At 51.6% G+C, this 23,023-nt stretch carries 21 protein-coding genes; 17 read left to right on the forward strand and 4 right to left on the reverse strand.

What is annotated here, in order from left to right; translation table 11 throughout:
• Positions 1–349: 349 nt before the first annotated feature.
• Positions 350–1,591 (reverse strand): glycosyltransferase family 2 protein, encoded by a 1,242-nt coding sequence (locus M891_RS0108430; protein WP_016312993.1) that lies wholly within the window; start codon positions 1,589–1,591, stop codon positions 350–352.
• Between the two features lie 619 nt (positions 1,592–2,210).
• Between M891_RS0108430 and M891_RS0108435 the strand changes: the two genes are divergently transcribed.
• The 3 genes from M891_RS0108435 to M891_RS0108445 all read left to right on the forward strand — a co-directional run bounded on the left by M891_RS0108435 (position 2,211) and on the right by M891_RS0108445 (position 4,482).
• A complete protein-coding gene (locus tag M891_RS0108435; RefSeq protein WP_028538508.1) occupies positions 2,211–2,738 on the forward strand; it encodes a phosphatase PAP2 family protein in 528 nt (175 codons plus the stop codon).
• Positions 2,739–2,788: 50 nt separating this feature from the next.
• On the forward strand, positions 2,789–3,928 hold the full coding sequence (locus M891_RS0108440; RefSeq protein ID WP_009226116.1) for an MGDG synthase family glycosyltransferase: 1,140 nt from the start codon (positions 2,789–2,791) through the stop codon (positions 3,926–3,928).
• Between the two features lie 131 nt (positions 3,929–4,059).
• On the forward strand, positions 4,060–4,482 hold the full coding sequence (locus M891_RS0108445) for a hypothetical protein (RefSeq protein ID WP_157268782.1): 423 nt from the start codon (positions 4,060–4,062) through the stop codon (positions 4,480–4,482).
• A gap of 76 nt (positions 4,483–4,558) precedes the next feature.
• On the opposite strand, the gene trmB is transcribed toward M891_RS0108445, so the two are convergent.
• Positions 4,559–5,269, reverse strand: coding sequence for a tRNA (guanosine(46)-N7)-methyltransferase TrmB (gene trmB / locus M891_RS0108450; RefSeq protein ID WP_028538510.1), 711 nt, complete (start codon positions 5,267–5,269; stop codon positions 4,559–4,561).
• A 334-nt stretch (positions 5,270–5,603) separates the two neighbouring features.
• Between trmB and M891_RS0108455 the strand changes: the two genes are divergently transcribed.
• From M891_RS0108455 to M891_RS0108470, 4 genes are read left to right on the forward strand one after another with little or no spacing between them, the layout of a single operon-like run.
• Positions 5,604–6,557, forward strand: a complete 954-nt coding sequence (locus M891_RS0108455) for a TIGR01212 family radical SAM protein (protein WP_028538511.1) — start codon at positions 5,604–5,606, stop codon at positions 6,555–6,557.
• A gap of 6 nt (positions 6,558–6,563) precedes the next feature.
• A complete protein-coding gene (locus M891_RS0108460) occupies positions 6,564–7,160 on the forward strand; it encodes a tRNA (mnm(5)s(2)U34)-methyltransferase (RefSeq protein ID WP_028538512.1) in 597 nt (198 codons plus the stop codon).
• A gap of 16 nt (positions 7,161–7,176) precedes the next feature.
• Positions 7,177–7,575, forward strand: a complete 399-nt coding sequence (locus tag M891_RS0108465) for a VOC family protein (protein ID WP_009226111.1) — start codon at positions 7,177–7,179, stop codon at positions 7,573–7,575.
• Positions 7,576–7,611: 36 nt separating this feature from the next.
• Positions 7,612–8,559, forward strand: a complete 948-nt coding sequence (locus M891_RS0108470; RefSeq protein WP_028538513.1) for an alpha/beta hydrolase — start codon at positions 7,612–7,614, stop codon at positions 8,557–8,559.
• Between the two features lie 269 nt (positions 8,560–8,828).
• Here the strand turns inward: M891_RS0108470 and M891_RS0108475 are convergent, their stop codons facing one another.
• Positions 8,829–10,640: a B12-binding domain-containing radical SAM protein gene (locus M891_RS0108475; protein ID WP_028538514.1), complete on the reverse strand. Its 1,812-nt coding sequence runs from the start codon at positions 10,638–10,640 to the stop codon at positions 8,829–8,831.
• Positions 10,641–10,652: 12 nt separating this feature from the next.
• Positions 10,653–12,485 (reverse strand): DNA helicase RecQ, encoded by a 1,833-nt coding sequence (recQ, locus tag M891_RS0108480; RefSeq protein WP_028538515.1) that lies wholly within the window; start codon positions 12,483–12,485, stop codon positions 10,653–10,655.
• A 185-nt stretch (positions 12,486–12,670) separates the two neighbouring features.
• Here recQ and M891_RS23585 point away from each other — a divergent pair, with 185 nt between their 5' ends.
• From M891_RS23585 to M891_RS0108525, 10 genes are all read left to right on the forward strand, one after another.
• Positions 12,671–14,353, forward strand: a complete 1,683-nt coding sequence (locus tag M891_RS23585; RefSeq protein WP_232228316.1) for a spore germination protein — start codon at positions 12,671–12,673, stop codon at positions 14,351–14,353.
• A complete protein-coding gene (locus M891_RS25285) occupies positions 14,301–14,531 on the forward strand; it encodes a GerAB/ArcD/ProY family transporter (RefSeq protein ID WP_016313009.1) in 231 nt (76 codons plus the stop codon). The genes M891_RS23585 and M891_RS25285 overlap by 53 nt, the downstream gene beginning before the upstream one ends.
• A gap of 32 nt (positions 14,532–14,563) precedes the next feature.
• Positions 14,564–15,397, forward strand: coding sequence for a GerAB/ArcD/ProY family transporter (locus tag M891_RS0108490; RefSeq protein WP_028538516.1), 834 nt, complete (start codon positions 14,564–14,566; stop codon positions 15,395–15,397).
• Positions 15,390–16,616: a Ger(x)C family spore germination protein gene (locus M891_RS0108495; protein WP_028538517.1), complete on the forward strand. Its 1,227-nt coding sequence runs from the start codon at positions 15,390–15,392 to the stop codon at positions 16,614–16,616. Before M891_RS0108490 ends, M891_RS0108495 begins: the two co-directional genes overlap by 8 nt.
• 12 nt (positions 16,617–16,628) lie before the next feature.
• The gene (locus M891_RS0108500) at positions 16,629–16,838 is read left to right on the forward strand and encodes a CLC_0170 family protein (protein ID WP_028538518.1); all 210 of its coding nucleotides are present in this window, start codon (positions 16,629–16,631) and stop codon (positions 16,836–16,838) included.
• Between the two features lie 89 nt (positions 16,839–16,927).
• On the forward strand, positions 16,928–18,379 hold the full coding sequence (rlmD, locus tag M891_RS0108505) for a 23S rRNA (uracil(1939)-C(5))-methyltransferase RlmD (protein WP_028538519.1): 1,452 nt from the start codon (positions 16,928–16,930) through the stop codon (positions 18,377–18,379).
• Positions 18,380–18,617: 238 nt separating this feature from the next.
• Entirely contained in the window at positions 18,618–19,502 is an 885-nt protein-coding gene (locus M891_RS0108510; protein WP_028538520.1) for a fructosamine kinase family protein, read from the forward strand.
• A 242-nt stretch (positions 19,503–19,744) separates the two neighbouring features.
• Positions 19,745–20,524, forward strand: a complete 780-nt coding sequence (locus M891_RS0108515) for an arginase family protein (protein ID WP_016313015.1) — start codon at positions 19,745–19,747, stop codon at positions 20,522–20,524.
• 225 nt (positions 20,525–20,749) lie between these two features.
• Positions 20,750–21,370: a DUF6273 domain-containing protein gene (locus M891_RS0108520; RefSeq protein ID WP_028538521.1), complete on the forward strand. Its 621-nt coding sequence runs from the start codon at positions 20,750–20,752 to the stop codon at positions 21,368–21,370.
• Positions 21,371–21,822: 452 nt separating this feature from the next.
• Positions 21,823–22,992, forward strand: a complete 1,170-nt coding sequence (locus M891_RS0108525; protein ID WP_016313017.1) for a DUF4317 domain-containing protein — start codon at positions 21,823–21,825, stop codon at positions 22,990–22,992.
• Positions 22,993–23,023: the final 31 nt, after the last annotated feature.

A 23,023-nucleotide genomic window follows, 5' to 3' on the forward strand; every position in this document is an offset into this window, starting at 1 on the left:
CGGTACTTCAATTGCTGCTTGCCCACTCGCAAGCTGATCGGCAAGGAGCGTCGCGGGGCTCGTGTAAAGAAAACATTCGACACGGCCAAAACACCCGTTGCCCGGTTAATCGAATTGGGCGTGCTACGACCAGAACAAACCCAACGGTTACAGGCGTATCAGACTTCCCAAGATCCGCTTGCATTACACAATCAGTTGGAAGCGCTGCTTTCCCANCCCGTGACGCCTGCCTCCGCTACGCGCCCAGTGGAGGCTATGTAACAGCCTCCACTGGGTAACAAAATTACGTGAGTGAACCATTATCCTTCGGTAACATTTTTATATGAGTTGACACGGATCCGTTCGCAAATTAACTCACCTTGTTGCTTTGGACTTCTTCGAGGCGAACCACCCGTGTATGCTGCGTATGGCTCCATTGCTTGTTGTTCTGGGTGAAGAACGCATAGAACGTGATTGGCCACCAGGAAATCAGGTAAATCGGGAACAGAACCAAGTAAGCGTAGACCTTCTTCGATTTAACCTTCTCCAGGAACATCGCCATCAAGAAAATAAACACGTTCGCGACAATCGCCACATACGACACCCACATCGGCAGGTAGCCATACAACGTTTTAACATGCGGTTCTTGCATTAACGATTGGTCAACCCAAATAAACGCCGTAAGCAGGAACGTCAATAACACGATGTACACGTTGGCCCCGTAAAGCGCCATGTCCAGCTTCACCATGTTCCGCTCCTTGATACTCTTCCACAACAGCGGGAAGAAATAGCGGCGAGCGACAGTGAAGTGACCTTGCATCCAACGCAGACGTTGGCGTGCCGACGCTTTGAACGTCAATGGCTTCTCATCGAACAGCTTCGCGTCGTAGTTAAACACCGGATACACTCCGCGTTCAACGCAACGCATCGTAAATTCAAGGTCTTCTACCAAGCTTGTAGCGCCCCAGCCGATTTCTTTCAACAGCTCGGTTTCAAAGCACATTCCTGTGCCGCCAAGGAAGTTCGCCATCTTCAGGTTCGTCCGGGACAACTGCCACAGGCGGTTACAATACCAGTACGAAATCCCGTAAGAAGCGGTAATCCAGGAATCCTCTGGATTCTTCGTATCGATATAGCCTTGGATGACCCGCGCGCCGGCGCATAGATCGTTGTTCATTTCCCGCAGGAAATCCGGATGCACCAAATTGTCGGCATCGAACATCACAACGGCGTCGTATTGACGCGGCATCTTCCACAGCTGTTTCAGCATCCATTCGATCGCATAACCTTTCCCTCGCAAGTTCGGGTTGGTCCGAACGCAAGCGTTCATCCCGTGGCTGCGAACGATATTTGCGGTATTATCGCTGCAGTTATCACAAATGACAAACACGTCGTACAATTCTTTTGGGTAGTTCATTTGTTTCAAATTTTCCATCAACGCCCCGACCACTTTTTCCTCGTTATGCGCTGCGACCAGCACCGCAAAGGATTTGTTCGGTTCGTATTGCACTTTGTTCTTCTTTCTGTACATGCCAAATAAAGCCAAACCAAATTGATACACCCCAACCACTGCCAGGACGACCTGCAGTGAAATCAAGATGACATCCAACATGATTTCTTGCCCCCTTTTTACCCCGATGTCTTTTTTTATCTTTCGGAGCTTTTGATTGTAATGACCCTTTCTTTCTTGTCTTGCTCTTTCTTTCTAGATCTTTCTTTGAACTTGTCGCCGGCTCTTTTTTCAAACCAAATACGATTTTCCACAACTTGACGTCGTTTGTCAAAGTAACTGTAGCCCCCATGCTGCGCAAAAAACTGGAAGACTGGTGGATTTTGGCATACAGGGGCCCCCGCAACCTGCTTTCAGGTACGGTTACATCCTATTTTCATCACTTTTGGCAATTTTTATTTCTTTTTTTAATTTTTTTATTGCACGGCTGGACAACTTATTGGCGTTACATTTACATAAACGAACTTGCTTGGCAAAAAGTTAACAAATCTGCACCCTTTTTTTAAACAGATCTGTTATGATTTGAATCATTGTAAAGGTGCGAAGAACGAAATGTCAAAAAAGAGCACGGCTACAGCGCAAAAAAACGTCCTTGAAAAGGCCATGGATTAAAAATATGATAAGTCTAACTTCAAAATGCCATGCTATTTGAAAAGAGCAGCCACGGGACAGGCAGTTTCCGAGGGCTAGAACGCGGCCAACCATCATGCGGAGGGATATTATGACTCGTTTATTCCATAAGCTTCAACAACTCGACCGACAGCTCTTTGTAGGAATCAACGGCCGCCTGCACCGCAGTTTTCTGAATTTTTGGCTGTATCATATAACTCATTTAGGGGGAGCTTGGTTCACCATCCTTTCGTCCTTGTTCATCTGGCTTGCGGCTCCGCAGCCATGGAGCAAAATCGGCTTGCAATCCTGCGTCGCGCTCGCGATCAGTCATCTTCCCGTCGCACTCGTCAAAAAAACCTACCCGCGTCTTCGGCCCTACTTAACGCTGCCGGGAACCAATACGTTCCGGAATCCGCTGACGGACCACTCGTTTCCGTCCGGGCATACGACGGCCATTTTTTCCATTACGGTTCCGTTTATGGCCGCGGTTCCAAGCTTGATTCTGGTGCTGCTCCCCATCGCGTTGATCGTGGCAGTTTCGCGTATTTATTTAGGCCTGCATTACCCTTCAGACACTCTTGCCGGAGCGGTCATCGGCTCCTCTGTAGCGCTTGGAACGGTTGCATTATGGGCTTAAAGGGGATATTGTAGACAATAGGAAAACCTTGCAGGAATAAGGTGAAACCAGTGCAAAAACAGAGAGTCTTACTTTTATCCGAGGGGTTTGGAGCCGGTCACACGCAAGCGGCCTACGCGCTCTCCAGCAGTTTACGAAAGATTGCGCCAAACATACAGACGAAAGTCCTAGAGCTGGGCAGTTTTTTGAACCCTAGGGTGGCGCCGATCATCATCACCGCTTACAAGAAAACGGTGTCCTCGCAGCCTCGGCTTGTCCGTATGATGTATCGCAGCAACTACAAGAAATCTTTAAACCGATTGACGACGATGGCTCTTCATCGGATTTTTTATACGCGTACAATTCAAATTATCCGTCAGCTTCATCCCGACGTGATCGTCTGCACCCATCCGATCCCCAGCGCGGTGATTTCCCGCCTGAAACGGCTGGGTATGTTGGACGTGCCGCTCTGTACCGTCATTACCGATTATGATGTGCACGGAGCTTGGGTGAGCCGGGAAGTGAATTGTTATCTCGTGTCCACCGACCAGGTGCAGAAGAAACTGATGGAACGGGGCGTAGACAAAAGCAAAATCCTGATTACCGGCATCCCGATCCATCCGAATTTCTGGGAGCGCCATCGGAAGGAAGATATCCGCCTGCAATTCCATCTGAAGGATATGCCTACCGTACTGGTCATGGGCGGAGGTTGGGGCTTCATGAAGGACGAGGCGGTCAATGCCCTGCTCGCCTCTTACCGGGAGCAAATTCAAGTCATTTTCTGTCTGGGCAGCAACGAGAAGTCGTTGGAGAAAATGCAAAAGGATCCCCGATTCATTCATCCCAACATCCATCTGCTCGGGTTCACGAAGGAAATTGACAAGCTGATGGAAGTGTCCGATTTGCTGATCACCAAGCCGGGCGGCATGACCTGCTCGGAGGGGCTGGCCAAAGGCATCCCGATGCTGTTCCACCAGCCGCTTCCCGGCCAGGAGGAGGAAAATTCGCATTATTTTGCCCAGCAAGGTTGGGGAACCCCGATGAAATCGCTGGACGATATTACCGATTGGATCAAACGGTTGACCGAGCAATACGACGAAGTCGTGCGCAAACGGGAAGAGGTCTTGAACCATATCGCCAAATTCCGGCCGATGCAAAGTGCTCAAGCTATCATTGATTTACTTGGGAATACGAATTTCATCCGAAAATAAACCGAAACCTAGGTGGCTCGACAACAAGATCCCCCTAGGTTTCTTTTTGATTTTTTGTTTTTACTTATTTTTCCTTGTGTGTTAATATTAACTCGTCATCTTGATAAGAGGCTAAAGGGGTGTCCGGCAGGATGTATGGCAAATTCATTTCTTTTTGTATTGCACTATTGACATTGAGTATTGCATTTACTCCCGCTGTTATTGCAAGCTCAACCACTCCTGTACAATCCACGGAAGAAGCAAATCGTGATATTCTTTCCGAAGCACGAATCACTTTTCGTGATGGCCAAGGCACTCACAGTTTTGATTACGAGGAGAAGGATCACTCGAAAATCACCCATGTGTATGTCAAGAACACCGGCACTAAAAATGTATATTATCAACTCATTTCCCCCACCGGATGGGTTTGGATAAAGACTACTATCCCCCCTGGCAGTGCTTTTACTTCTGATCATGCCTTTGGTCCCCAATTAGAAGGGAAATGGTCCCTTAAATTTGATACGGATGACGGGTCACCCGCTTCCTTGGAGATTAGCGTACTGGTCAAGCCGTAAAGAAAACGTCTATCCATCTAAAAAAACAGCCAACTCTCGATTCGAGCTGGCTGTTTTTGAACTTCATAAGCAGCGGTTATTTAAACATATCCATCTTCCGCTCATGATAACGCTGCAAGGCCGCTTCGCCAACCATCACCTCGCAGCGGTAGATCGGCATGCCTTGTCCCACAAATTTGCTTTCGTATTCGGTCATGACATGAGCTTCATTAATTCCGCCTTCATGCAGGCTCAGCGAAATGTCGCTCATCTGCAGGCCAACCGCGGCAAAGGCATTCAGCGAAAATTCAAACAGTACGCGGGAGTCGGTCTTGAAGTGAATCTCGCCATTTTCGTTCAGGAGCTGACGATATTTCTCCAAAAACCGCGGGTGCGTCAAGCGCCGGCGCCAATGCTTCTTCTTCGGCCACGGATCGCTGAAATTCAAATAAATGCGCTCCACTTCCCCCGGTGCAAAAAAGTCCTCGATCATTTCAATGTTACCCAGCGCCAGACGAACGGTTTTCGGCTGCAGTCCACCCTGTTCGTCCCATTTCGCGCGAACCTTCTCGCTCGCCCGGCGAATCAACTCATCATACATGTCCATGCCGATGAAGTTTACGTCCGGATATTTTACACTCATGCCGCTAATAAACTGCCCCTTGCCCATGCCTAGCTCGATGTGGATCGGACGGCCGTTGCCGAACACCTCCGCCCAACGTCCTTTATATTCCCGGGGATTCAGCACAACCAGATCCTGCTGCTGTTCCAAATGCTCCCGTATTCCTTTTCTGCCGCGTAAACGCATGTTATTCCTCCGCTTTCTTGGTATCCATTCCTTGCAATATTGTGCCGAAGTTTGTTGCAAATGTAAAGCATGCAATGAAAAAGGAACCAACCGTTCGCCGGGGAGACGAGACGAGTGATTCCCTTTTCGATATATTTTGGAATTGGGGTCCAACGAAATTGATATTCTCAAAATAACATATTTCACTACTCTGCCGCAAGGAAACAGGCAAGCAGCATTCCCCTTTTCGCGTGAAATTTGATACAATAAATCCAGTGGAAGCGGCGTACGGACGGGGCTTTCGCCGTTGTATAAATATGCAAAAAATTTTTTGTGACAAAATGAAGGAGCCGCAATGAGTACACTGATGACGGACACCCCTGCTTTGTGGGGAGACAAAAGATTTCATACCTGGAATTTCGAGATGCGCCAAGAGTTTGGGGACAAGGTTTTTAAAGTGATGCTGGATGCCGGATTCACTTGCCCCAACCGCGATGGCACGATTGCCAAGGGCGGTTGCACGTTCTGCAGCGCCCGGGGATCGGGCGATTTTGCCGGAAGCCGCCGGGACGATCTGGTGACGCAATTTGCCACGATCCGCGACCGGCAGCATCTGAAGTGGCCGCATGCGAAATATATTGGATATTTTCAGGCTTATACGAATACTTATGCGCCGGTGGAGGTGCTTCGTGAATATTACGAGGCGATCCTGGAGCAGCCGGGCGTCGTCGGGTTATCTATCGCCACGAGACCGGATTGCCTGCCAGACGATGTCGTGGATTATTTGGGTGAGCTCAATGAGCGTACCTACCTCTGGGTTGAAATGGGATTGCAAACGATCCATGAGTCGACGTCCACGCTGATCAACCGGGCGCACGATACGCAATGCTACCTCGATGCGGTAGAGAAGCTGCGCGCACGCGGCATCCGGGTGTGCACGCATATTATTTACGGCCTGCCGCAGGAAACGCATGAAATGATGCTGGAGACCGGCCGCGCTGTAGCCAACATGGATGTGCAGGGCATCAAGATCCACCTGCTCCATCTGATGCGCAAGACGCCGATGGTGAAGCAGTACGAGGCAGGGTTGCTGCGTTTCCTGGAACAGGACGAATACGTCAAACTGATCGTGGACACGCTGGAATTTCTGCCTCCAGAGATGATCGTGCATCGGCTGACCGGCGACGCGCCGCGCGACCTGCTGATCGGACCGATGTGGAGCCTCAAAAAATGGGAAGTGCTTAATGCCATCGACGCGGAGCTGAAGCGCCGCGATTCCTGGCAGGGCAAATACTGGAGAGGACGTTGAGAACGTATGGGCTTCCTCTCTGTATTAAGCTTCGCGCATAAACTCGCCGGTGAACGGCTGAGGCTTGGCGACGCGGCCGTCGATGCCACTGCGGGGACCGGCGCGGACACGCTGTTTCTGGCCAAGGCCTGCGGTCCGAAGGGGCGAGTGTTCGCCTTCGATATCCAGCCGCAGGCGCTGGCGCTCACGCAGGCTCGACTGGACAAGGAGTCAGCGGATACCCTCGCCGACGTTACCCTGCTCCAGGCGAGCCACGCGGACATGGCGGCCGTGCTGCCAACGGACGTGCACGGGCGGCTCGGCGCCGTGATGTTCAACCTCGGCTATTTACCAGCCGAGGGCGCCGACCCGGCGCTGATCACACAGCCGGACAGCACGCTGCCCGCCTTGGCGGCCGCACTAGGCCTGCTGCGGCCTCGCGGGATCTTGACGGCCGTCCTCTACCCCGGCCATCCCGGCGGCGACGCCGAAGCGGCGGCGGTAGAAGCCTGGGCAGCCGCACTGCCCGCCTCTGCCGGGCAAGCGATCCTGTACCGGCAGCCGCAAAGGCCGGCTGCTCCGTATTTGATCGCTATTGAGAAGAAATCAACCAATTCCATTTAAACTGGGGGTCATCGGTATGGGCATTCGCAAAATCGAGCATGTCGGAATTCGCGTCTCGGCGCTGGAGGATTCCATCGAGTTTTATGAACGGGTCATCGGCATGAAGCTGTTATCTACGATCGGTGAGGTGGGAGATCCGCTGCGCCTGGCTTTCCTCACCTTCCCGGGTCAGGAATCCGTTGAGGTCGAGTTGATTAATCTCCCTGAAGGAGAAGAGCTGCCAAATGAGGGCAAAGTACATCATATCGCCTTTACCGCCAGTGATATCGAAGAGGAATATAGCCGGATTTCCAAATTAGGCTTGTCCGGCCTTGATCCGGAAATCCGCAGTCTGCCAAACGGCAGTCGTTTCTTCTTCTTTAACGGACCGGACGGCGAACGGATCGAATTTTTCCAGCCTGCGTTTCTCGCTTGAGGTCTTCCCATAAATTCATGGAAAGAAGGGCTGCGCTTGAAAGAGCATACGTTTACGTTCGACAATGACACAGGTCACGGCGTCTTCGTGTATCGCTGGACCGCCAAAGATACCGCTGCTCCGCCGCGCGGGGTGTTGCAAATCGCCCATGGAATGGCAGAAACGGCCAAGCGCTATGAGCGCCTGGCCCGATTGCTGACTGCCCACGGCTTTGTTGTCTACGCGAACGATCACCGCGGGCACGGGCGCACGGCTGGAAGTCCCGAGGAATTAGGCTGGCCGGGCAAACAGGGGTTTACCGGCATGGCAGAAGATATGATCCAGCTTACGAAGATCATCCGTCAGGAGCATCCCGAACTCCCCTTGTTTCTGCTCGGCCATAGCATGGGCTCCTTTCTAACGCAGAAGGTTATGTACCTAGCCCCGGAGCCTTATTCCGGATTTATTCTCTCAGGAACAAATGGCCCCCGGGGACTGCTGGGCTTGGGACGAAGCCTCGCACGCCTGCAAAGCCTGCTGCAAGGCGAGATGCATCCCAGCCTGCTGATGAACGCCGTGACCTTCGGGAGCTTTAACCGTAACTTCCTCCCGGCGCGGACGCCTTTTGACTGGCTTTCTCGGGACGAGGCCGAGGTGGACAAATACATCGCTGACCCGCACTGCGGCTTCTTGTGCAGTGCCGGCTTCTTTTACGGATTCTTTGGCCTGCTGCAGGAGATTCATCGCCCGGAGAAGATGCGTTCCATCCCGAAGGATAAGCCGGTTTATATCTTCGGCGGCGATCTCGATCCGGTCGGCCTCAACGGCGCTGGTGTCCGACGTCTCGCCGGACTGTACCATCAGCTGGGCCTCGAAGACGTTGAGGTGCGGCTGTATCCCGGCGGCCGTCATGAAATGCTGAACGAAATCAACCGCGACGAAGTAATGTCGCATCTGTTGAATTGGATCGAAAGGCATATGCCGCCCGTATCAGCGGATGCCTAGTAATAAATGAAGCGAGCCTGCGGAATCGGCACCTTCAGAAGAAGGGGCTGGTTAGCAGGCTCGCCTTTTTCGTAATGGACTTAGACCATCACGCGCTTTAACTGTACGACATAACGTGAACGCACAATCGCAAAATAGAGCAGTTGTGCCGCCAAGAAGGCACCAGAGGCGGTCAGCACCGGGACGGTGATGTCTACTAACAGGAGCCTTCCTCCATTTTGGCATCATCCTCGACGATCAGGATCGTAAACATCCTTAAAGTCAGCTCCTCACTTGAGCAGGGTGCGATGCTCCGGGGACCAAGCGCTTAAATTGGCGTAAAAATACACCGGACGCTCGTCCGCTTCTTGCTGGTACACAACAACGAGCAGCGTCCCTTGCGACGCATCGCCTGCGCTTGCTGATGCCGCAGGTGATTCCGCTCCTTCCGCTGGCAACACATCACCCAGCGCAAACGGCAATTCTTCGAGGCAAGCATACTTCTGCAGCTCGCGTTCGTCCAGGCCGTATGCCGCAAATTGCTCCGACAAGGCGGACGGCTGTTCAGCCAGCGCCCGGAAATACGCGCTGCGCCGGTCTTTGTCTACCCGGTCTTCCCACCAGATTTTCCGCGGCTTATATTTGTGTCCAAGCAGATAGTCGAGCTTCATCAACCCCAGCACAACCTCCGGCTCTTTCAACGTACGGCCGCTAAGGAACGCATGAAGCCGAGTGAACAGGTCCTCTAACTGATGGCCGATCCGCTGCCACCCTTGTTCTTCCCAATAGTCGCCAAACTCTTGGAAGAAGTCAAACGGCGAATCGAACTCGTGAGTCACCAGATACTCCACGGTGTGATCCATGCGATGCGCATTCCAATACTTCTCCAGCACGTCCTCCAGCCGCTTCAACCGAATGACGTCCTCAAACGGCAGCACGTTATTGCTCAGGATTTCATAAGGCGCATGATCCATGAACACGTAGTTGTATTTCTCCGCGTCGTTCCGCAGCCCGGTTCCGCGCAGCATCTTCAGGAAGCCAAGCTGCAGCTCCTCGGGGCGCAACGCGAACACGTCATTAAACGTTTTGCGGAACGTGGCATAATCCTCTTCCGGCAGTCCGGCGATCAAATCCAGATGCTGGGCGATTTTGCCGCTTTCCTTGATTTTGGTGACGGTCCGAGTCAGCTTCGTAAAGTTCTGGCGGCGTTTCACCAGTTCATTAGTTGGATCGTTTGTGGACTGCACGCCAATCTCGAAGCGGAAGATTCCTGGCGGCGCGTTCTCCGCTAAATAGTCCAGCACCTCTGGCCGCATGATGTCCGCCGTAATTTCGAACTGGAAGACACAACCTTGATGGTTGTTGATCAGAAATTCGAACATTTCCATCGCGTAATTGCGGTTAATGTTAAACGTACGGTCCAGAAATTTAATGATCTTCGCGCCGTTCTCGATCAGGTACAGAATGTCAGACTTCACCCGTTCGATATCGTAATACCGCACGCCCACCTCAATACTTGAGAGGCAAAACTGGCAGCTGAACGGACAACCGCGGCTGGTCTCGAAATAGACGATCCGTTTGCCGAGATTCGGAATATCCTCGGGAAAACGATGCGGCGACGGCAGCGTGTTCAGATCGGATTTTGGCCGAGGCGGATTTAGCACAACCTCTTCCCCTTTGCGGTAAGCTGCGCCAAACACGAAGTGGAACTTCTGCTCCCCGGACAGCTCCTGCAGCAAATGGTGGAACGTTTCCTCTCCGTCCCCCATGACGATAAAATCCACCTCCGGGACCCGCTCCATCCAGTATTTCGTATCGTAGCTGACCTCGGGGCCGCCCAGTACAATCTTCACTTCCGGCAGCACTTTCTTCAGCAAGGCCACCACTCGAATCGTCTCTTCGATATTCCAGATATAACAAGAGAATCCGATGACATCCGGCTTACGCTTAAACAGATCCGATACGATGTTCATCACCGGGTCCTTGATCGTATATTCGGCCAGATCAATGTCAAACTCGTTGCCGCTGTAAGCTTTGAGCAGCCGGATCGCCAGCGAGGTATGAATAAATTTTGCGTTCAGCGTTGCCAATATGACTTTCACATGCTCACAACCCTACTCCATATTTTGAAAAAACTCCAGAAACGGCTTTCCGTATTTACGGTACTTCACTTCGCCGACGCCCTTGATTCTCAGCATATCCGCTTCGCTGGTCGGACAGACCACACTCATCTCGCGCAGCGTCGCATCGTTGAAAATAATATAGGAAGGAACCCGCTCCTTCTCGGCCAAATCGCGGCGGATCAAGCGCAGTTGCTCAAACACCGTCTCATTGACAGCAGACGGCCCCTCATCATACTTCCGGCGTCGCGAGCTAGACGACGATGAGGCCGCACTCGCAGGCTCCGGCGCACGCAGCATCACCTGATGGCGGCTCTTCAGCACCTCAACCGCCAGCGGTTGCAGCCTTACGACCGGATATTGCCCTTCAGACAAGGCTAAATACCCTTCCGCTATAAACACATTGATCAGTTCAGAAATTTCCTTCTCAGTACGAGTCCGCAGCATACCGTAAGTAGGCAACTGGTCAAAGCCGTATTGCAGCACCTTTTTGTTCTGCGAGCCCTTGAGCACCGAAGCGACGAGCGAGACGCCAAACCGCTCCCGCATCCGATGGATGCAGGAGAAGACGATTTGCGCATCCCGCGTCATGTCGAGGAGCTCCCGTTCGTCTCGGCAGGAGCTGCAAATGCCGCAAGGCGTGCGGTCATGAGCTTCGCCGAAATAATCCAGCATCGCCCAGCGCAAGCAGCTGGTCTGGTAGCAATATTCAACCATCTGCTGCAGCTTGCGGTATTCGTTACGTTTGCGCTCCCCATCCTGCGGGTTTTGCTCGATCAGGAATTTCTGCGTCATAATGTCCTGCGGGCTAAACAGCAGAATGCATTCGCTGGGCTCGCCGTCCCGTCCAGCCCGGCCTGCTTCCTGAACATAAGCCTCCATGTTCTTCGGCATATTGTAGTGGATGACATAACGGACATTCGATTTGTCGATCCCCATCCCAAAGGCATTGGTCGCGACCATCACGCGAATGTCGTCATAGAGAAAAGCCTCCTGGCTCTCCTCCCGCTCCTTGTCGGACAAGCCGGCATGGTAGCGGCCGGCAGGGATGCCGGCACGGCACAGGCGCTCGTACAGGTCGTCGACCTCCTTGCGAGTGGCGGCGTAGACGATGCCGGGCTGATGCGCATGGGTCGTCGCGTAATTCAGGACGAATTCGCGCTTGTTCTCCCCACGCAGCACCGACATCGCCAGGTTGTCCCGGCCCAGGCCGGTGACGAACACCGCCGGATTCGCTAGACGCAGCAAGCGGACCATGTCGTCCATGACCTCCGGCGTTGCTGTGGCGGTAAAGGCTGCCAGGATCGGCCGTTGCGGCAGCGACTCCACAAACGGGGAGACCGCCAGATAGCTCGTCCGGAAGTCGTGTCCCCACTGGGACACGCAGTGTGCTTCGTCGACGGCGACACAGGAGATAGCGAGCTCACTCATTTCCTCGCGGAACCAGTCCAGCTCCAGCCGCTCCGGCGCCACGTAGAGCAACTTCAGTTCACCGCGGCGTGCTGCCCGAATGCGGTCGTTGACTTCCTTGCCCGACAGCGTGCTGTTGATGTAGGCAGCGGAGATGCCCATCGCGGTGAGCGCATCCACCTGGTCCTTCATCAACGAGATCAACGGGGACACCACCAGCGTCAGACCCGGCAGCATTAGAGCCGGAATCTGATAACAGATCGATTTCCCACCGCCTGTCGGCATAATGCCCAGTGTATCCGCACCGGACAATACACTCTCGACGATCCTCCGCTGGCCTTCGCGGAAATCGGGGTATCCGTAATATTTCTGCAGCAGTTGCTGCGCATGTTCCATCGTAAGTGCTTCCGTGCTCATTCGCTTGATTTCACCTAACTTCCCATCAGGCCGTTGCCTTCCCGAGTTCCGGGACAGACCGGCTTTATGCACTTTTTTAGTTTACCGGGGTTTGAACAATTGGGCAACCGCTGCTAATGCTACATAAACTTTACCAAAAAGACCAACACTCTCTAATAACTGAAATTCGTCCGGAGGCGGCAGTTATGATGGAGTGGAAATCCAAATACGAAGCGTATATGAAAAAGATTCATTCATCATCTTCCTCGAACAATTCCTCCCTCGAAGGAAACCAGCCAAGGCAGCTTGAGGCGAGTCTGGAAAATAACTTGAACATGATTCATCAACATATGAATCATTACGCAGATCTGGTTGTTCGCCAGGTGAGGTTGGACAAACGAGACGCGGCTTTGCTCTTCCTCACCTCCATCACGGATCAAAAGTTGATTCAGGAGGGGATCGTAGCCCCGATGCAGTCTCCTTTCCTTTCCCATGAGTTGGATCTGGAGATGGGAAAGGATTCGTCAAAGAACTTGGATCCGTTTGAACAGGTGTACCGGGAGCGAGTGCATGCGAACTTCGGTCAGCGAAGCTCCGATTGGAGCGTCCTGCTGGACCTGATGATGAAGGGACATACTGTGCTGCTCATCGACGGTTACGCCGAAGGGGTGACCTTCAATACACGGAGTATTGAGAAGCGATCCATCGAACAACCTCAGACCGAGCAGGTCATCCGCGGCTCGCGGGACGGGTTTATTGAGCAGTTGGAGACGAACCTGTCGCTGATCCGTTACCGGCTGCAAACGGCCGATTTGGTTGTAGAAACCGCCGATCTAGGTACCCGCTCCAAATCGAAAACCGCGGTCTGCTACATCAGCGGAATCGCCAATCCCGACTTGGTTAGCGAGGTGATGCGGCGGTTGTCCAAAATTGACATCGGCGGCATCATCGACGCCGGGTACATCGAACAGTTCATTGAAGACCAGCCGATCTCACCGTTTCCACAGATTCAGAACACGGAACGGGCAGATAAAACCGCTGCCGCTTTGCTGGAAGGGCGAATAGCGATTCTGGTGGAAGGCTCCTCCTTTGCTTTGATCGTCCCGGCACTGTTTGACCAGTTTTTTCAAACGATTGACGACTATTCCGAACGCTTCCTGATCGCCAGCATGTTGCGATTTGTCCGGCTAATGGCCTTGATATTCTCCGTATTCTTTCCATCGCTATATGTATCTGTCATCTCCTATAACCCGGAGCTGATGCCTACCGATTTTGCGGTGGCGATCGCCGGGGGGCGCGCCGGAGTCCCCTTCCCCGCCATGCTGGAGGTGCTGATTATGGAGGCTTCGATGGAGGTGCTGAGGGAAGCCACGATCCGGTTGCCGCAAATGATTGGCGGGGCGCTGTCGATTGTTGGCGTACTGGTCATCGGACAAGCCGCTGTATCCGCTGGCCTGTCGAGCCCGATTACGGTGGTTATCGTCGCCCTGACAACGATTGGCTCCTTTGCCACTCCGGCTTATAATGCAGCCATTGCGATGCGGATGCTCCGCTTTCCGCTGATCGTGTTAGCCGGCTTATTCGGATTGTACGGGGTGATGATCGGGAGCATTTTTATCGTAAATCACTTATTGTATCTGGAGTCGTTTGGCATTCCGTACCTGCAGTCCATCCTGACCAAGAAACGCGCAGGGATTGTGGACACGATCATTCGGGCTCCCTTGTGGTGGATGGGTAAGCGCCCAAGTTATCTGTACACCATCGATGACACACGGCGCGGTGCCAACACGTTCCAAGCCAATTTCAATAAGATTTTTCGACCGGAGGAGACAGCCGATGCAGAAAATAGAGAAACTCAGCACGATTCAGCTGGCCATTGTGATCAGTAGTACCATTTTTGGGCCTTACGTTTTAAGCTTTCCGCAATTGATCGCTCAGACGGCCGATAATGCCGCGCCGCTGATGACGGTAGTTGGCTCTTGCTGCGCCGCCTTCAGCCTTTTTGTGTTCACCCGCCTTAGCCAGCGATTTAGTGATCAGACATTACTGGTTACAGCCAGACCGTAATTGGAAAACTTCCTGCCCTCTTTGCCAATTGTATGGTGTTCGCCTGCTTCTTCATCACAACAGCGCTATTGTTCCGTCAGTTTGGGGAAGTGTTGTCCACCGTCGTCTTCCGGAAAACTCCGATTGAAATGAGTATCCTGATGATGCTCATCCTTGTCGCCTTATCCTGCCGGAGGAATTCCATTCAATTTGCCTATGTTCATTTGTTTTATTGGCCGTTTGTCATTTTCCCATTCCTGTTTCTCATCTTCATGTCGATGAAATCGGTCCATTTCTTAAATTGGTTGCCCGTGCTCGGGAATGAAGCTCCCGATTGGCCGCTCGCCATTCTATCTACGGCTTCGCTGTACCTGGGCTCCTTCATCATCACGATGCTGCTTCCAATTACAGAGAAGCCGGCTCGTGCCATGAAGTCGGTTATGCTGGGCATCGCGGTCAGCGCCAGTTTGTACCTGTTGCTCGCGCTTTCCACGATTGGGATATACGGAGTTCGGGAAACCCTTCTTCTGATATATCCTACGCTGGAAATGGCGCGCTCGATCGCTGTTGGCGACGATGTCATCGAGCGGATGGATGCGCTTTTCATTATCATGTGGGTGATTAACGTGTACACGACCATGTTTTCCACCTACTACATCACTTCAATCACCTTCAGCAAACTGCTTAAGTTCCAGGACCACCGTCTCGTGACGACGTTACTGATCCCATTCCTGTTTGGGGTCTCTTTGCTTCCTCAAGATCAATTTCAATTGTATCGATTTTCTCGGATTGCCGATGAGTCCGGTTATTTGTTCCTGACAGGCTACGCCTTGCTGCTATGGATCGTTTCGGTGATCCGACGCAAGGGAGGGCACTCTCATGGGTAACGCCCTAGGGAAGCGATGGATACAGATTTTGTTATGCTTCGTACTAACGCTTAATTTGACAGGCTGCTGGGATCAGGTGGAAGTCGAAGAACGCGCCCTCGTGCTCGGCTTGGCTATCGATGAGGCACCTCCAGATGCCTTGGAGAAGGAACCGCAAGTCACCCATATGAAAAACATACCGTTACCTAAAAAGATGATTCGAGTGACGGCCCAAATTGCCGTTCCCGGTCGGGTTCCCCTTGGCCCCGGCACCGGCGGTATGGGAGGTGGCGGCGATGGAGAAAGCCCGGTATGGATCGTTCAAGTGTACGGGCATAGTCTGGACGAAGCTTTAAACAATATGCAGCAGGAAATTGCCGATCCTCGTTATCTCATTCATTTACGGGTGATCGTCATCAGTAAGGAAATTGCCCGAGGAGGTCTGGACGAACTAAACGATTATCTCCGCCGAAATCCAGAGGTTCGCCGGCGAACTTGGCTGCTCGTCTCCGAGACAGAAGCCGCCGAGTTGATGAAGGTGGCCCCTCCGCTCGAACGCGTGCCTACCTTGTATCTTCAGGCCATGGTTGAAAAAGCCATCGGCATGGGGAAATTTCCAGCCAATTACTTAGGCACCTTTTGGATCGAGGAATCGAACTGGGGACAGAACGGGTTTCTCCCTTACATCGCCGTTCAAGGTAAGGAACATATTTTGTTGAAAGGCATGGCTTCCTTCAGCGACGGTCGCCTGGCCGGAGTCACCTCTGCGATGGATATCGGAGTCTATATGGGGATTAAGGGGACGGATCCCGGGGGGTATTCCGCCTTATTAGAAGTTCCCGATCTTGGCTATACCATGATTAAAATAACGGAGCGTCGTGCCAAAACGAATGTCCGCATCGAAGAAGGAAAGCCCCATGTATATCTGAATCTCCACCTCGAAGGAGTTCTTGATGAGCATTTCGATGCTGGCCAGGGTGCTGACTCGGAAGCTGCTCTCGAAAAAATTGAAGACGCTCTAGAGCGGAGTGCAACGAAGCTGATGCATAACTTCTGCCGTCGGACACAACAAGATCACTCAGACATTTTTGGATTTGGCGAATATGTGAGGGCGCATCATCCCGGCTTCTGGAAACAGCACATTCACCAAAAAAGCGATTGGGAACAGATGTATGCGAACATCCCAATCTCCATAAAACTTAGCGTGTCGATCCGTCGAACCGGATTAAAGGCGAAATAGGAGATGTTTGTGATGAATCAGTTACATGTGATGACTAGCGTATTTTCTTATACGGCTTCTCTCTCCCTCTTCTCCGCTCTTGTCTTGCTGCTCGTGGATCAGACGGTTTATAAGGTTCAGCAAAAGCAAAAGGAACAGAAATACGCCAAAATCTTTGGATGGATCAACCTTTCACTGGCAGCTACCGGTTATTTGGTGTTTCTGCTATTGCGGTTGCTGTAGCCCTTCGTTATATCGGGTCATGGTATCCCTCGGATTCCCATGGTATATTGAGTCTAGTACAAACCTAATAGGATGGAGAATCAGGATTCATGAAAGATTGCAACTATGCGGGCAACCGCCCAGGGAACAAAACGCAATCGCGGCCCAAGCCGCCCATCACCAAGCGGGAACAGGCCGATGAGGTACGGACGGGCGACCGGATCGTCGTGACGATCAAGCGGCTGGGGATTAACGGTGAAGGCGTCGGCTATTACCGGCGGAAAGCCGTGTTCGTCGAAGGCGGTATTCCCGGTGAGGTCATTCACGCAGAGGTGACCCGCGTTGAACCTAAATATATCACTGCTTCGATACGAAAGATCGAGAAGCGTTCCCCGCATCGGGTGGATGCGCCGTGCCCGGTGTTTGGCATCTGCGGCGGCTGCCAAATCCAGCATCTGTCCTACGAGGGGCAGTTAGCCGGTAAAGAAGAGATCATTCGCGAAGCGTTTGCGCGTTACACCGGTCTTGAGGATGTACGGATGAAGCCGATGCTGGGCATGGACCACCCTTGGGGCTACCGCAACAAGGCGCAGCTGCAATTAGGCATGTCTCAAGAAGGAATGATCGCCGGCTTATATGCAGCCGACTCCCATAAGCTGATTGATATTACCGGTTGCCCGATCCAACACCCGAAGGTGAACGAGGTGGTGGACAAGACCCGAAACGTGCTGCAGCGTCTAGGCATTCCGGTATATAAGGAAAAAAGCAATCAAGGGCTGGTTCGTACCATTGTCGTCCGCGTTGGGTTTCAATCCGGTCAAATTCAAGTGACTCTAGTGACGGCTAACGACAAACTGCCAAATCGCCGTGAGCTGATCAAAGAACTGCGGCTGGAAATTCCCGAGTTAACCAGCATTGCGATGAACGTAAACCCCAAGAACACCTCGCTGGTGTTTGGGAACCGCACGGAAATCTTGTGGGGAGCGGACGGGATCGAAGAATCCCTCGGTGATCTGGAATTCACCTTGTCCCCCCGCGCCTTCTTCCAGCTGAACCCGCTGCAAACCGTCAAGCTGTATGAATCAGTACGGGCGGCTGCAGGCCTGACGGGCAAAGAAACTGTCGTTGACGCCTACTGCGGCACCGGCACGATTGGCTTGTGGCTAGCGCCTTACGCGAAGGAAGTCCGCGGCATCGAATCGATCCCTGAAGCTGTCGAGGACGCCAAGGCCAATGCGGCCCGCAACGGGCGGGATAACGCTCAGTTTTACGCCGGATACGCCGAGGAGCTGCTCCCTCGCTGGGTCAAGTCCGGGTTCGCCCCGGACGTCATTGTGGCGGACCCGCCGCGCACCGGGCTGGATCCCCGCTTCCTTGAAGCAGTGCTGAAGACGAAACCGAAGCGCTTCGTCTACGTCTCCTGCAATCCGTCCACCCTGGCGAAGGATTGCAAAGCGCTGCTGGACGGCGGTTACAAGCTGGAATGGGTGCAGCCGGTGGATATGTTTCCGCAGACGAGCCATGTGGAGTGTTGCTCACTATTGGTGAGGAAAGATGACTGATTTGAGTCGCACTGTTGAAAATGAAAAAAGAGGGGCAACAACTCCTCTTTTTAGCTCTACCTGTAAGGCCGGGGATTTTCGTCCCCGGCTTTTCGTTTTTACGTGGACATTGTCCACGTTTTGTCCACCTTACTGTAAATAGCCTAACTGTAGTCTTCAATTAATGATATTTTGCCTTCTTAGAGAATGATTTACGTCAAACCAATTCAAAAAATTTAATCGTTGGGATGAGGGATTTATGGAATGGATGAAATCAACGTTGAAACAGATTCTTCCACTGCATCCGCAGGAAGACATTATATCTATTAAGGAAGTACGCGGCGGAGATATCGGCCGTTCGTATTCGGTTGCGACCCAGGAACGCCAATGGTTCATCAAATACCGGACCGATCTGCCCGGCATCGTATTTGAACGTGAAGCTGAAGGGCTGCAACTTCTCAGAGAAACCTGTGCGGTGGCCGTTCCTGAAACGTATTATGCTGGCGAGATCCCCGGAAGGGACGGCGGCATGATCGTATTAGAGTGGATCAAGACCGGCCTTCCCCGCCAAACAACAGAAGAAGCGCTCGGAAGAGGTATTGCAGAGCTGCACCGTACGCAATCCCTTGGCGGACGCTTCGGACTTCATAACGATAATTATATTGGCTTACTTCCGCAGCCGAATAGCTGGTGCGAAACGTGGAGGGCATTTTATGCAGAGCGGCGCCTCTTCCCTATGATCCAGCTGGCAGAGAAACGCGGGCGGTTGTCTACCAAGCGAAAAAAACAACTGATGCGGCTGACGGAATCGCTGGATCGATGGATTCCAGACAAAACCGAACCGTCCTTGCTTCACGGCGATCTCTGGCATGGGAACTGGATGGCAAGCGAGGATGGACAACCCTACCTCATCGATCCGGCCGTCTTCTATGGCGACCGGGAATACGAAATGGCGTTTACGGAATTGTTCGGCGGGTTTTCCTCTTTGTTTTACGCCGCATATAAAGAAGCGCACCCGCTATCCCCCGATTATGCGGATCGGCGACCTTTGTACCAACTTTATTATTTACTCGTCCACTTGATCCTGTTTGGCGAATCGTATGGCTCATCCGTTGACCGGGTGTTGGTTCGTTATGTTGGATAAGCATTAAGCCTATGTGCATCTACTTGCGAAAAACAATCAAAAGTGCCATTCTATTTTTAGGAGCCATTTTGTGAGATTTCTTGCTTTGATGCCCGGCATCACTGTAACAAATTTCGCACAATGGCTTCGTTGTGTAGCAATGAAACGATTCTTAATAAGAGAACATTCTTGCTGAGACTGACAGAATCATTGTGAAGTTCCTGTACATTAAGCCCTGCTTAAAGAATTAGGAGTGTGAAACAATGGATAGCAGAACGAAAACAAGCGGAATTTCCTTGTTAAACTTCGATGGAACTTTGAAACAACAACCATGGCTTCGGGGATACCCCGGCGAGTGGATCGATTTTTCCGATCTACACAGTTGCCAAGGTTACTGCAGCGATGAATCCTTGCGTCAAATTCAATTTCGGTTAAAATCGCGAAAGTATAAAAACATTACTTTGATCGGGGGCGGGAATTATCACTACGTTACCTATTTGTTGCTGTCCGAAATCCAGCATCCGTTCTCGCTGATCCTGTTCGATCACCATACCGACCTTGCATTTAACGACGATGTTCCGCTTATTTCTTGCGGCTCTTGGGTCAGTATGGCACTGCAAACTTTACCACTGCTAAACCGCGTGGTCATCATCGGTGCGAATACGTTAAATCTCTTCCAAGCCTCTGGCATCCCCGATAAGGTCACCGTCATCTCGGAGCAAGAGGTTCGTCGTTTGTCCCCTGTTGATATTGTCAGGGCCATACGCTCCGTATTACCAGACGGACCGGTTTATATCAGTGTAGACAAAGATGTCCTTGATCCGGATAATGCGGTCACCAATTGGGATCAGGGGAGCATGACATTGCGACAATTGCTGGATGTGATCCGAGAGTTGAAACGACTTCGACCGATCGTCGGAGAGGATATTTGCGGAGAATTGCCTCTATCCCCCGTCGATGTTCTGTGCGACGAGCGGGTGCCGCAGCTAAAGAAGAACGAGATCGCGAACAAGGCGATTGTTGATATTTTGCTAGCTGGCTGACATAATTCGAATGCGCGCGTATTACACATGACTTCGATCTCATACAATCATATTTATACATTAAAGGGTTTCCGGAGACGACGAAGTCAGGAATCCCTATTTTTTTGCGCGTTAACCATTAGTAACGAAATATACAGAAAAATCGTCCTTTGAGTTATACAATGGATCTGATAACAAAGAGAGGTAAATGCCAAGATATACTTTCTGCGGACGAGGAGGAAGAAGATGAGTGAGTTTCATATCGGCTCGGTGGTAACCTTCGGCGGCTATCTCTGGCGCATTCTTGATCTACAGCGGGGTGCGGCCTTGATGATTACAGAACATATCATTGAACAACACTCCTATCATAATTGCGCTGGTGATGTGACTTGGGCGGACTGCTCGCTGAGAAAATATCTGAACGGTGAGTTTTACAACAATTTCACTCCAGCCGAGCAATTAAGAATCGTTCCGGTATTGAACAATAACCCCGACAACCCGTGGTACGGTTCAAGAGGTGGAGAAGATACTCAGGATTTTATTTTTCTTCTAAGCATTGAGGAAGCCGTGTGTAAATATTTCGGAGACAGCCGTCAGAACCTGGAAAACCGCAGCGCCAAACAACGATACTGGTTTCAAAAGAAAGATGAAAACAACGACAAGCGAAAATCAACACTCGATGGGCATGGATGGTGGTGGTGGCTTCGCTCGCCCGGGCGTGACAATCGAAGAGCCGTATATATCCATGGCGACGGCAACGTAGGTATTCAGGGAAATGGCACCTTCCGCTATAACAGCATTAACGTTCACCCTTCAACAGGTAATAACAAAGGCGGGGTTCGTCCCGCCCTGTGGCTGAGTTTATAAGCTAGATGAACTGGAGGTGAACGAAGTTGACAAATCAAGAAATTATACGAATTCATCCGCCCCTGCATCACCGGTAACATTCGATACCCAGAGTGTAAATCTTTCTGTTGTACGAAAGTGTCCATAGTGACATTATCACAGAAGAATAACAGAGGTCACTGTTTCGTTGACGTTATTACAAAAGGTAACAGTTCCCACCACGCCTCTTTACAATGCGTACCAAGGTGGGCCTTTTTTTATCTGGGGTGGATCTATGGAATCTAGTTCTGTTCTTCGCGCTTGGGGTCATCTTTCTGATTGTTGGGTTCATGAAATAAAACGTACGCATCTACAACTCCCCCGCTTAGGCCCAAACTTAACGGTTTGGGTCTTTTTCATTTTTTACGTATCATGACAGGTGACGAGCATTATAGTACAATGCAAATATTGAATTTTTGCAAAGGGGAATTATCTTGATCAAGAAGGAAATCGCTTATATCCGCAAGCAATTCAAGCTGGATCATGAAAGACTAAGTATCTACGACATCCTGAACGTCTATATTATGAAGGAAACCAACGAAATCTATCATTTTGAGCGTACGCCATTTGAGCTGTTAGAGAGAGAGAAGCAGGAATTGCACATGGGCAATTTCAAAAGACTGCTGTCCGGTGAATTGGATCAGAAGCTGTTCGAGGTCAAGTTCCAGGAGCACCCGGAAACGGACAAGCCAGCACAGGAACTGCTGCATCAAGCTCTCGTAACCGGAGATGCCGACGAGTGGCATGATTTGATGCTTCTGCTGGTGGAGAAAATGCTGGAGGATACGACGTATGAACGGGATACGGTGATCACCTTCGTACGCGGCCAATACTACAAGCCCACCAAGGAGCGCAATGAAGAAGCCGAGGAGAGCGAAACCGATGAAATGTTTGCCAATCCGTTTATTTTGTGCAGCATCAATTCGACCGAACCCCAACGCAAAACGCTGATGTTCGATTATGTCGAACGCGAGTTTAAGTACAACGTGATCGTTGATCCGATCATCAAGCTGCGCTCGCCGGAGCAAGGCTTCTTCTACCCCAGCATCACCGACGGCTTCTCGGATGTGAATCGGGTGCTCTATTGCGCGGGGAAGGCTAATGATCCCAATCAACATTTTATCGATCAGGTCCTGAACGCTGAGAAGACGGTAACCGCGCTGGAAGAGAGAGCGATCTTCGAGGAAATCGTCAAAGAAGTTGCCGGTGATCAGCTCGACGCCTCCACGATTGCGAGCGTGTATGAGGAAATTCAGCAGGTGATTGAAACCCATGAGGAGGAAGAACCGCCCAAGCTGGATTATCGAGATGTGGAACGCGTGCTGACCGCCAGCGGAGTGGAGAACGTGACGACAGAAAAAGTCGAGCTGGCCTACCAAACCGTAATTGATGACAAAAACTATGAAATCAAAGCAAGCAGCGTAGTTCCGAAGTTTACGTCCAAATCAATCAAGATCGAAACGAAGGTGGCCACGATCTCGGTCAGCCCTCAAGATTTAAAGTACCTGAAGCAAGTCAATTATCATGGAAAACGCTGCATTCTAATCGAAGTCGATGAGGATGCGGTGATTGAAGGGTTTACCCTAAGCACAGAAGAACTATAGTGGTGAAATCGATCACTTTATGAAGGAGGCT

It is taken from the genome of Paenibacillus sp. J14 (assembly GCF_000518465.1).
GTDB lineage: Bacteria > Bacillota > Bacilli > Paenibacillales > Paenibacillaceae > Fontibacillus > Fontibacillus barengoltzii.

Excerpts from the sequence above, each read along its gene's own strand:
- M891_RS0108430 (WP_016312993.1), bottom strand. The coding sequence starts at position 1,591 with ATGTTGGATGTCATCTTGATTTCACTGCAGGTCGTCCTGGCAGTGGTT.
- M891_RS0108435 (WP_028538508.1), top strand. The coding sequence starts at position 2,211 with ATGACTCGTTTATTCCATAAGCTTCAACAACTCGACCGACAGCTCTTT.
- M891_RS0108445 (WP_157268782.1), top strand. The coding sequence starts at position 4,060 with ATGTATGGCAAATTCATTTCTTTTTGTATTGCACTATTGACATTGAGT.
- trmB (WP_028538510.1), bottom strand. The coding sequence starts at position 5,269 with ATGCGTTTACGCGGCAGAAAAGGAATACGGGAGCATTTGGAACAGCAG.
- M891_RS0108455 (WP_028538511.1), top strand. The coding sequence starts at position 5,604 with ATGAGTACACTGATGACGGACACCCCTGCTTTGTGGGGAGACAAAAGA.
- M891_RS0108460 (WP_028538512.1), top strand. The coding sequence starts at position 6,564 with ATGGGCTTCCTCTCTGTATTAAGCTTCGCGCATAAACTCGCCGGTGAA.
- M891_RS0108465 (WP_009226111.1), top strand. The coding sequence starts at position 7,177 with ATGGGCATTCGCAAAATCGAGCATGTCGGAATTCGCGTCTCGGCGCTG.
- recQ (WP_028538515.1), bottom strand. The coding sequence starts at position 12,485 with ATGAGCACGGAAGCACTTACGATGGAACATGCGCAGCAACTGCTGCAG.
- M891_RS23585 (WP_232228316.1), top strand. The coding sequence starts at position 12,671 with ATGATGGAGTGGAAATCCAAATACGAAGCGTATATGAAAAAGATTCAT.
- M891_RS25285 (WP_016313009.1), top strand. The coding sequence starts at position 14,301 with ATGCAGAAAATAGAGAAACTCAGCACGATTCAGCTGGCCATTGTGATC.
- M891_RS0108490 (WP_028538516.1), top strand. The coding sequence starts at position 14,564 with ATGGTGTTCGCCTGCTTCTTCATCACAACAGCGCTATTGTTCCGTCAG.
- M891_RS0108495 (WP_028538517.1), top strand. The coding sequence starts at position 15,390 with ATGGGTAACGCCCTAGGGAAGCGATGGATACAGATTTTGTTATGCTTC.
- M891_RS0108500 (WP_028538518.1), top strand. The coding sequence starts at position 16,629 with ATGAATCAGTTACATGTGATGACTAGCGTATTTTCTTATACGGCTTCT.
- rlmD (WP_028538519.1), top strand. The coding sequence starts at position 16,928 with ATGAAAGATTGCAACTATGCGGGCAACCGCCCAGGGAACAAAACGCAA.
- M891_RS0108510 (WP_028538520.1), top strand. The coding sequence starts at position 18,618 with ATGGAATGGATGAAATCAACGTTGAAACAGATTCTTCCACTGCATCCG.
- M891_RS0108515 (WP_016313015.1), top strand. The coding sequence starts at position 19,745 with ATGGATAGCAGAACGAAAACAAGCGGAATTTCCTTGTTAAACTTCGAT.
- M891_RS0108520 (WP_028538521.1), top strand. The coding sequence starts at position 20,750 with ATGAGTGAGTTTCATATCGGCTCGGTGGTAACCTTCGGCGGCTATCTC.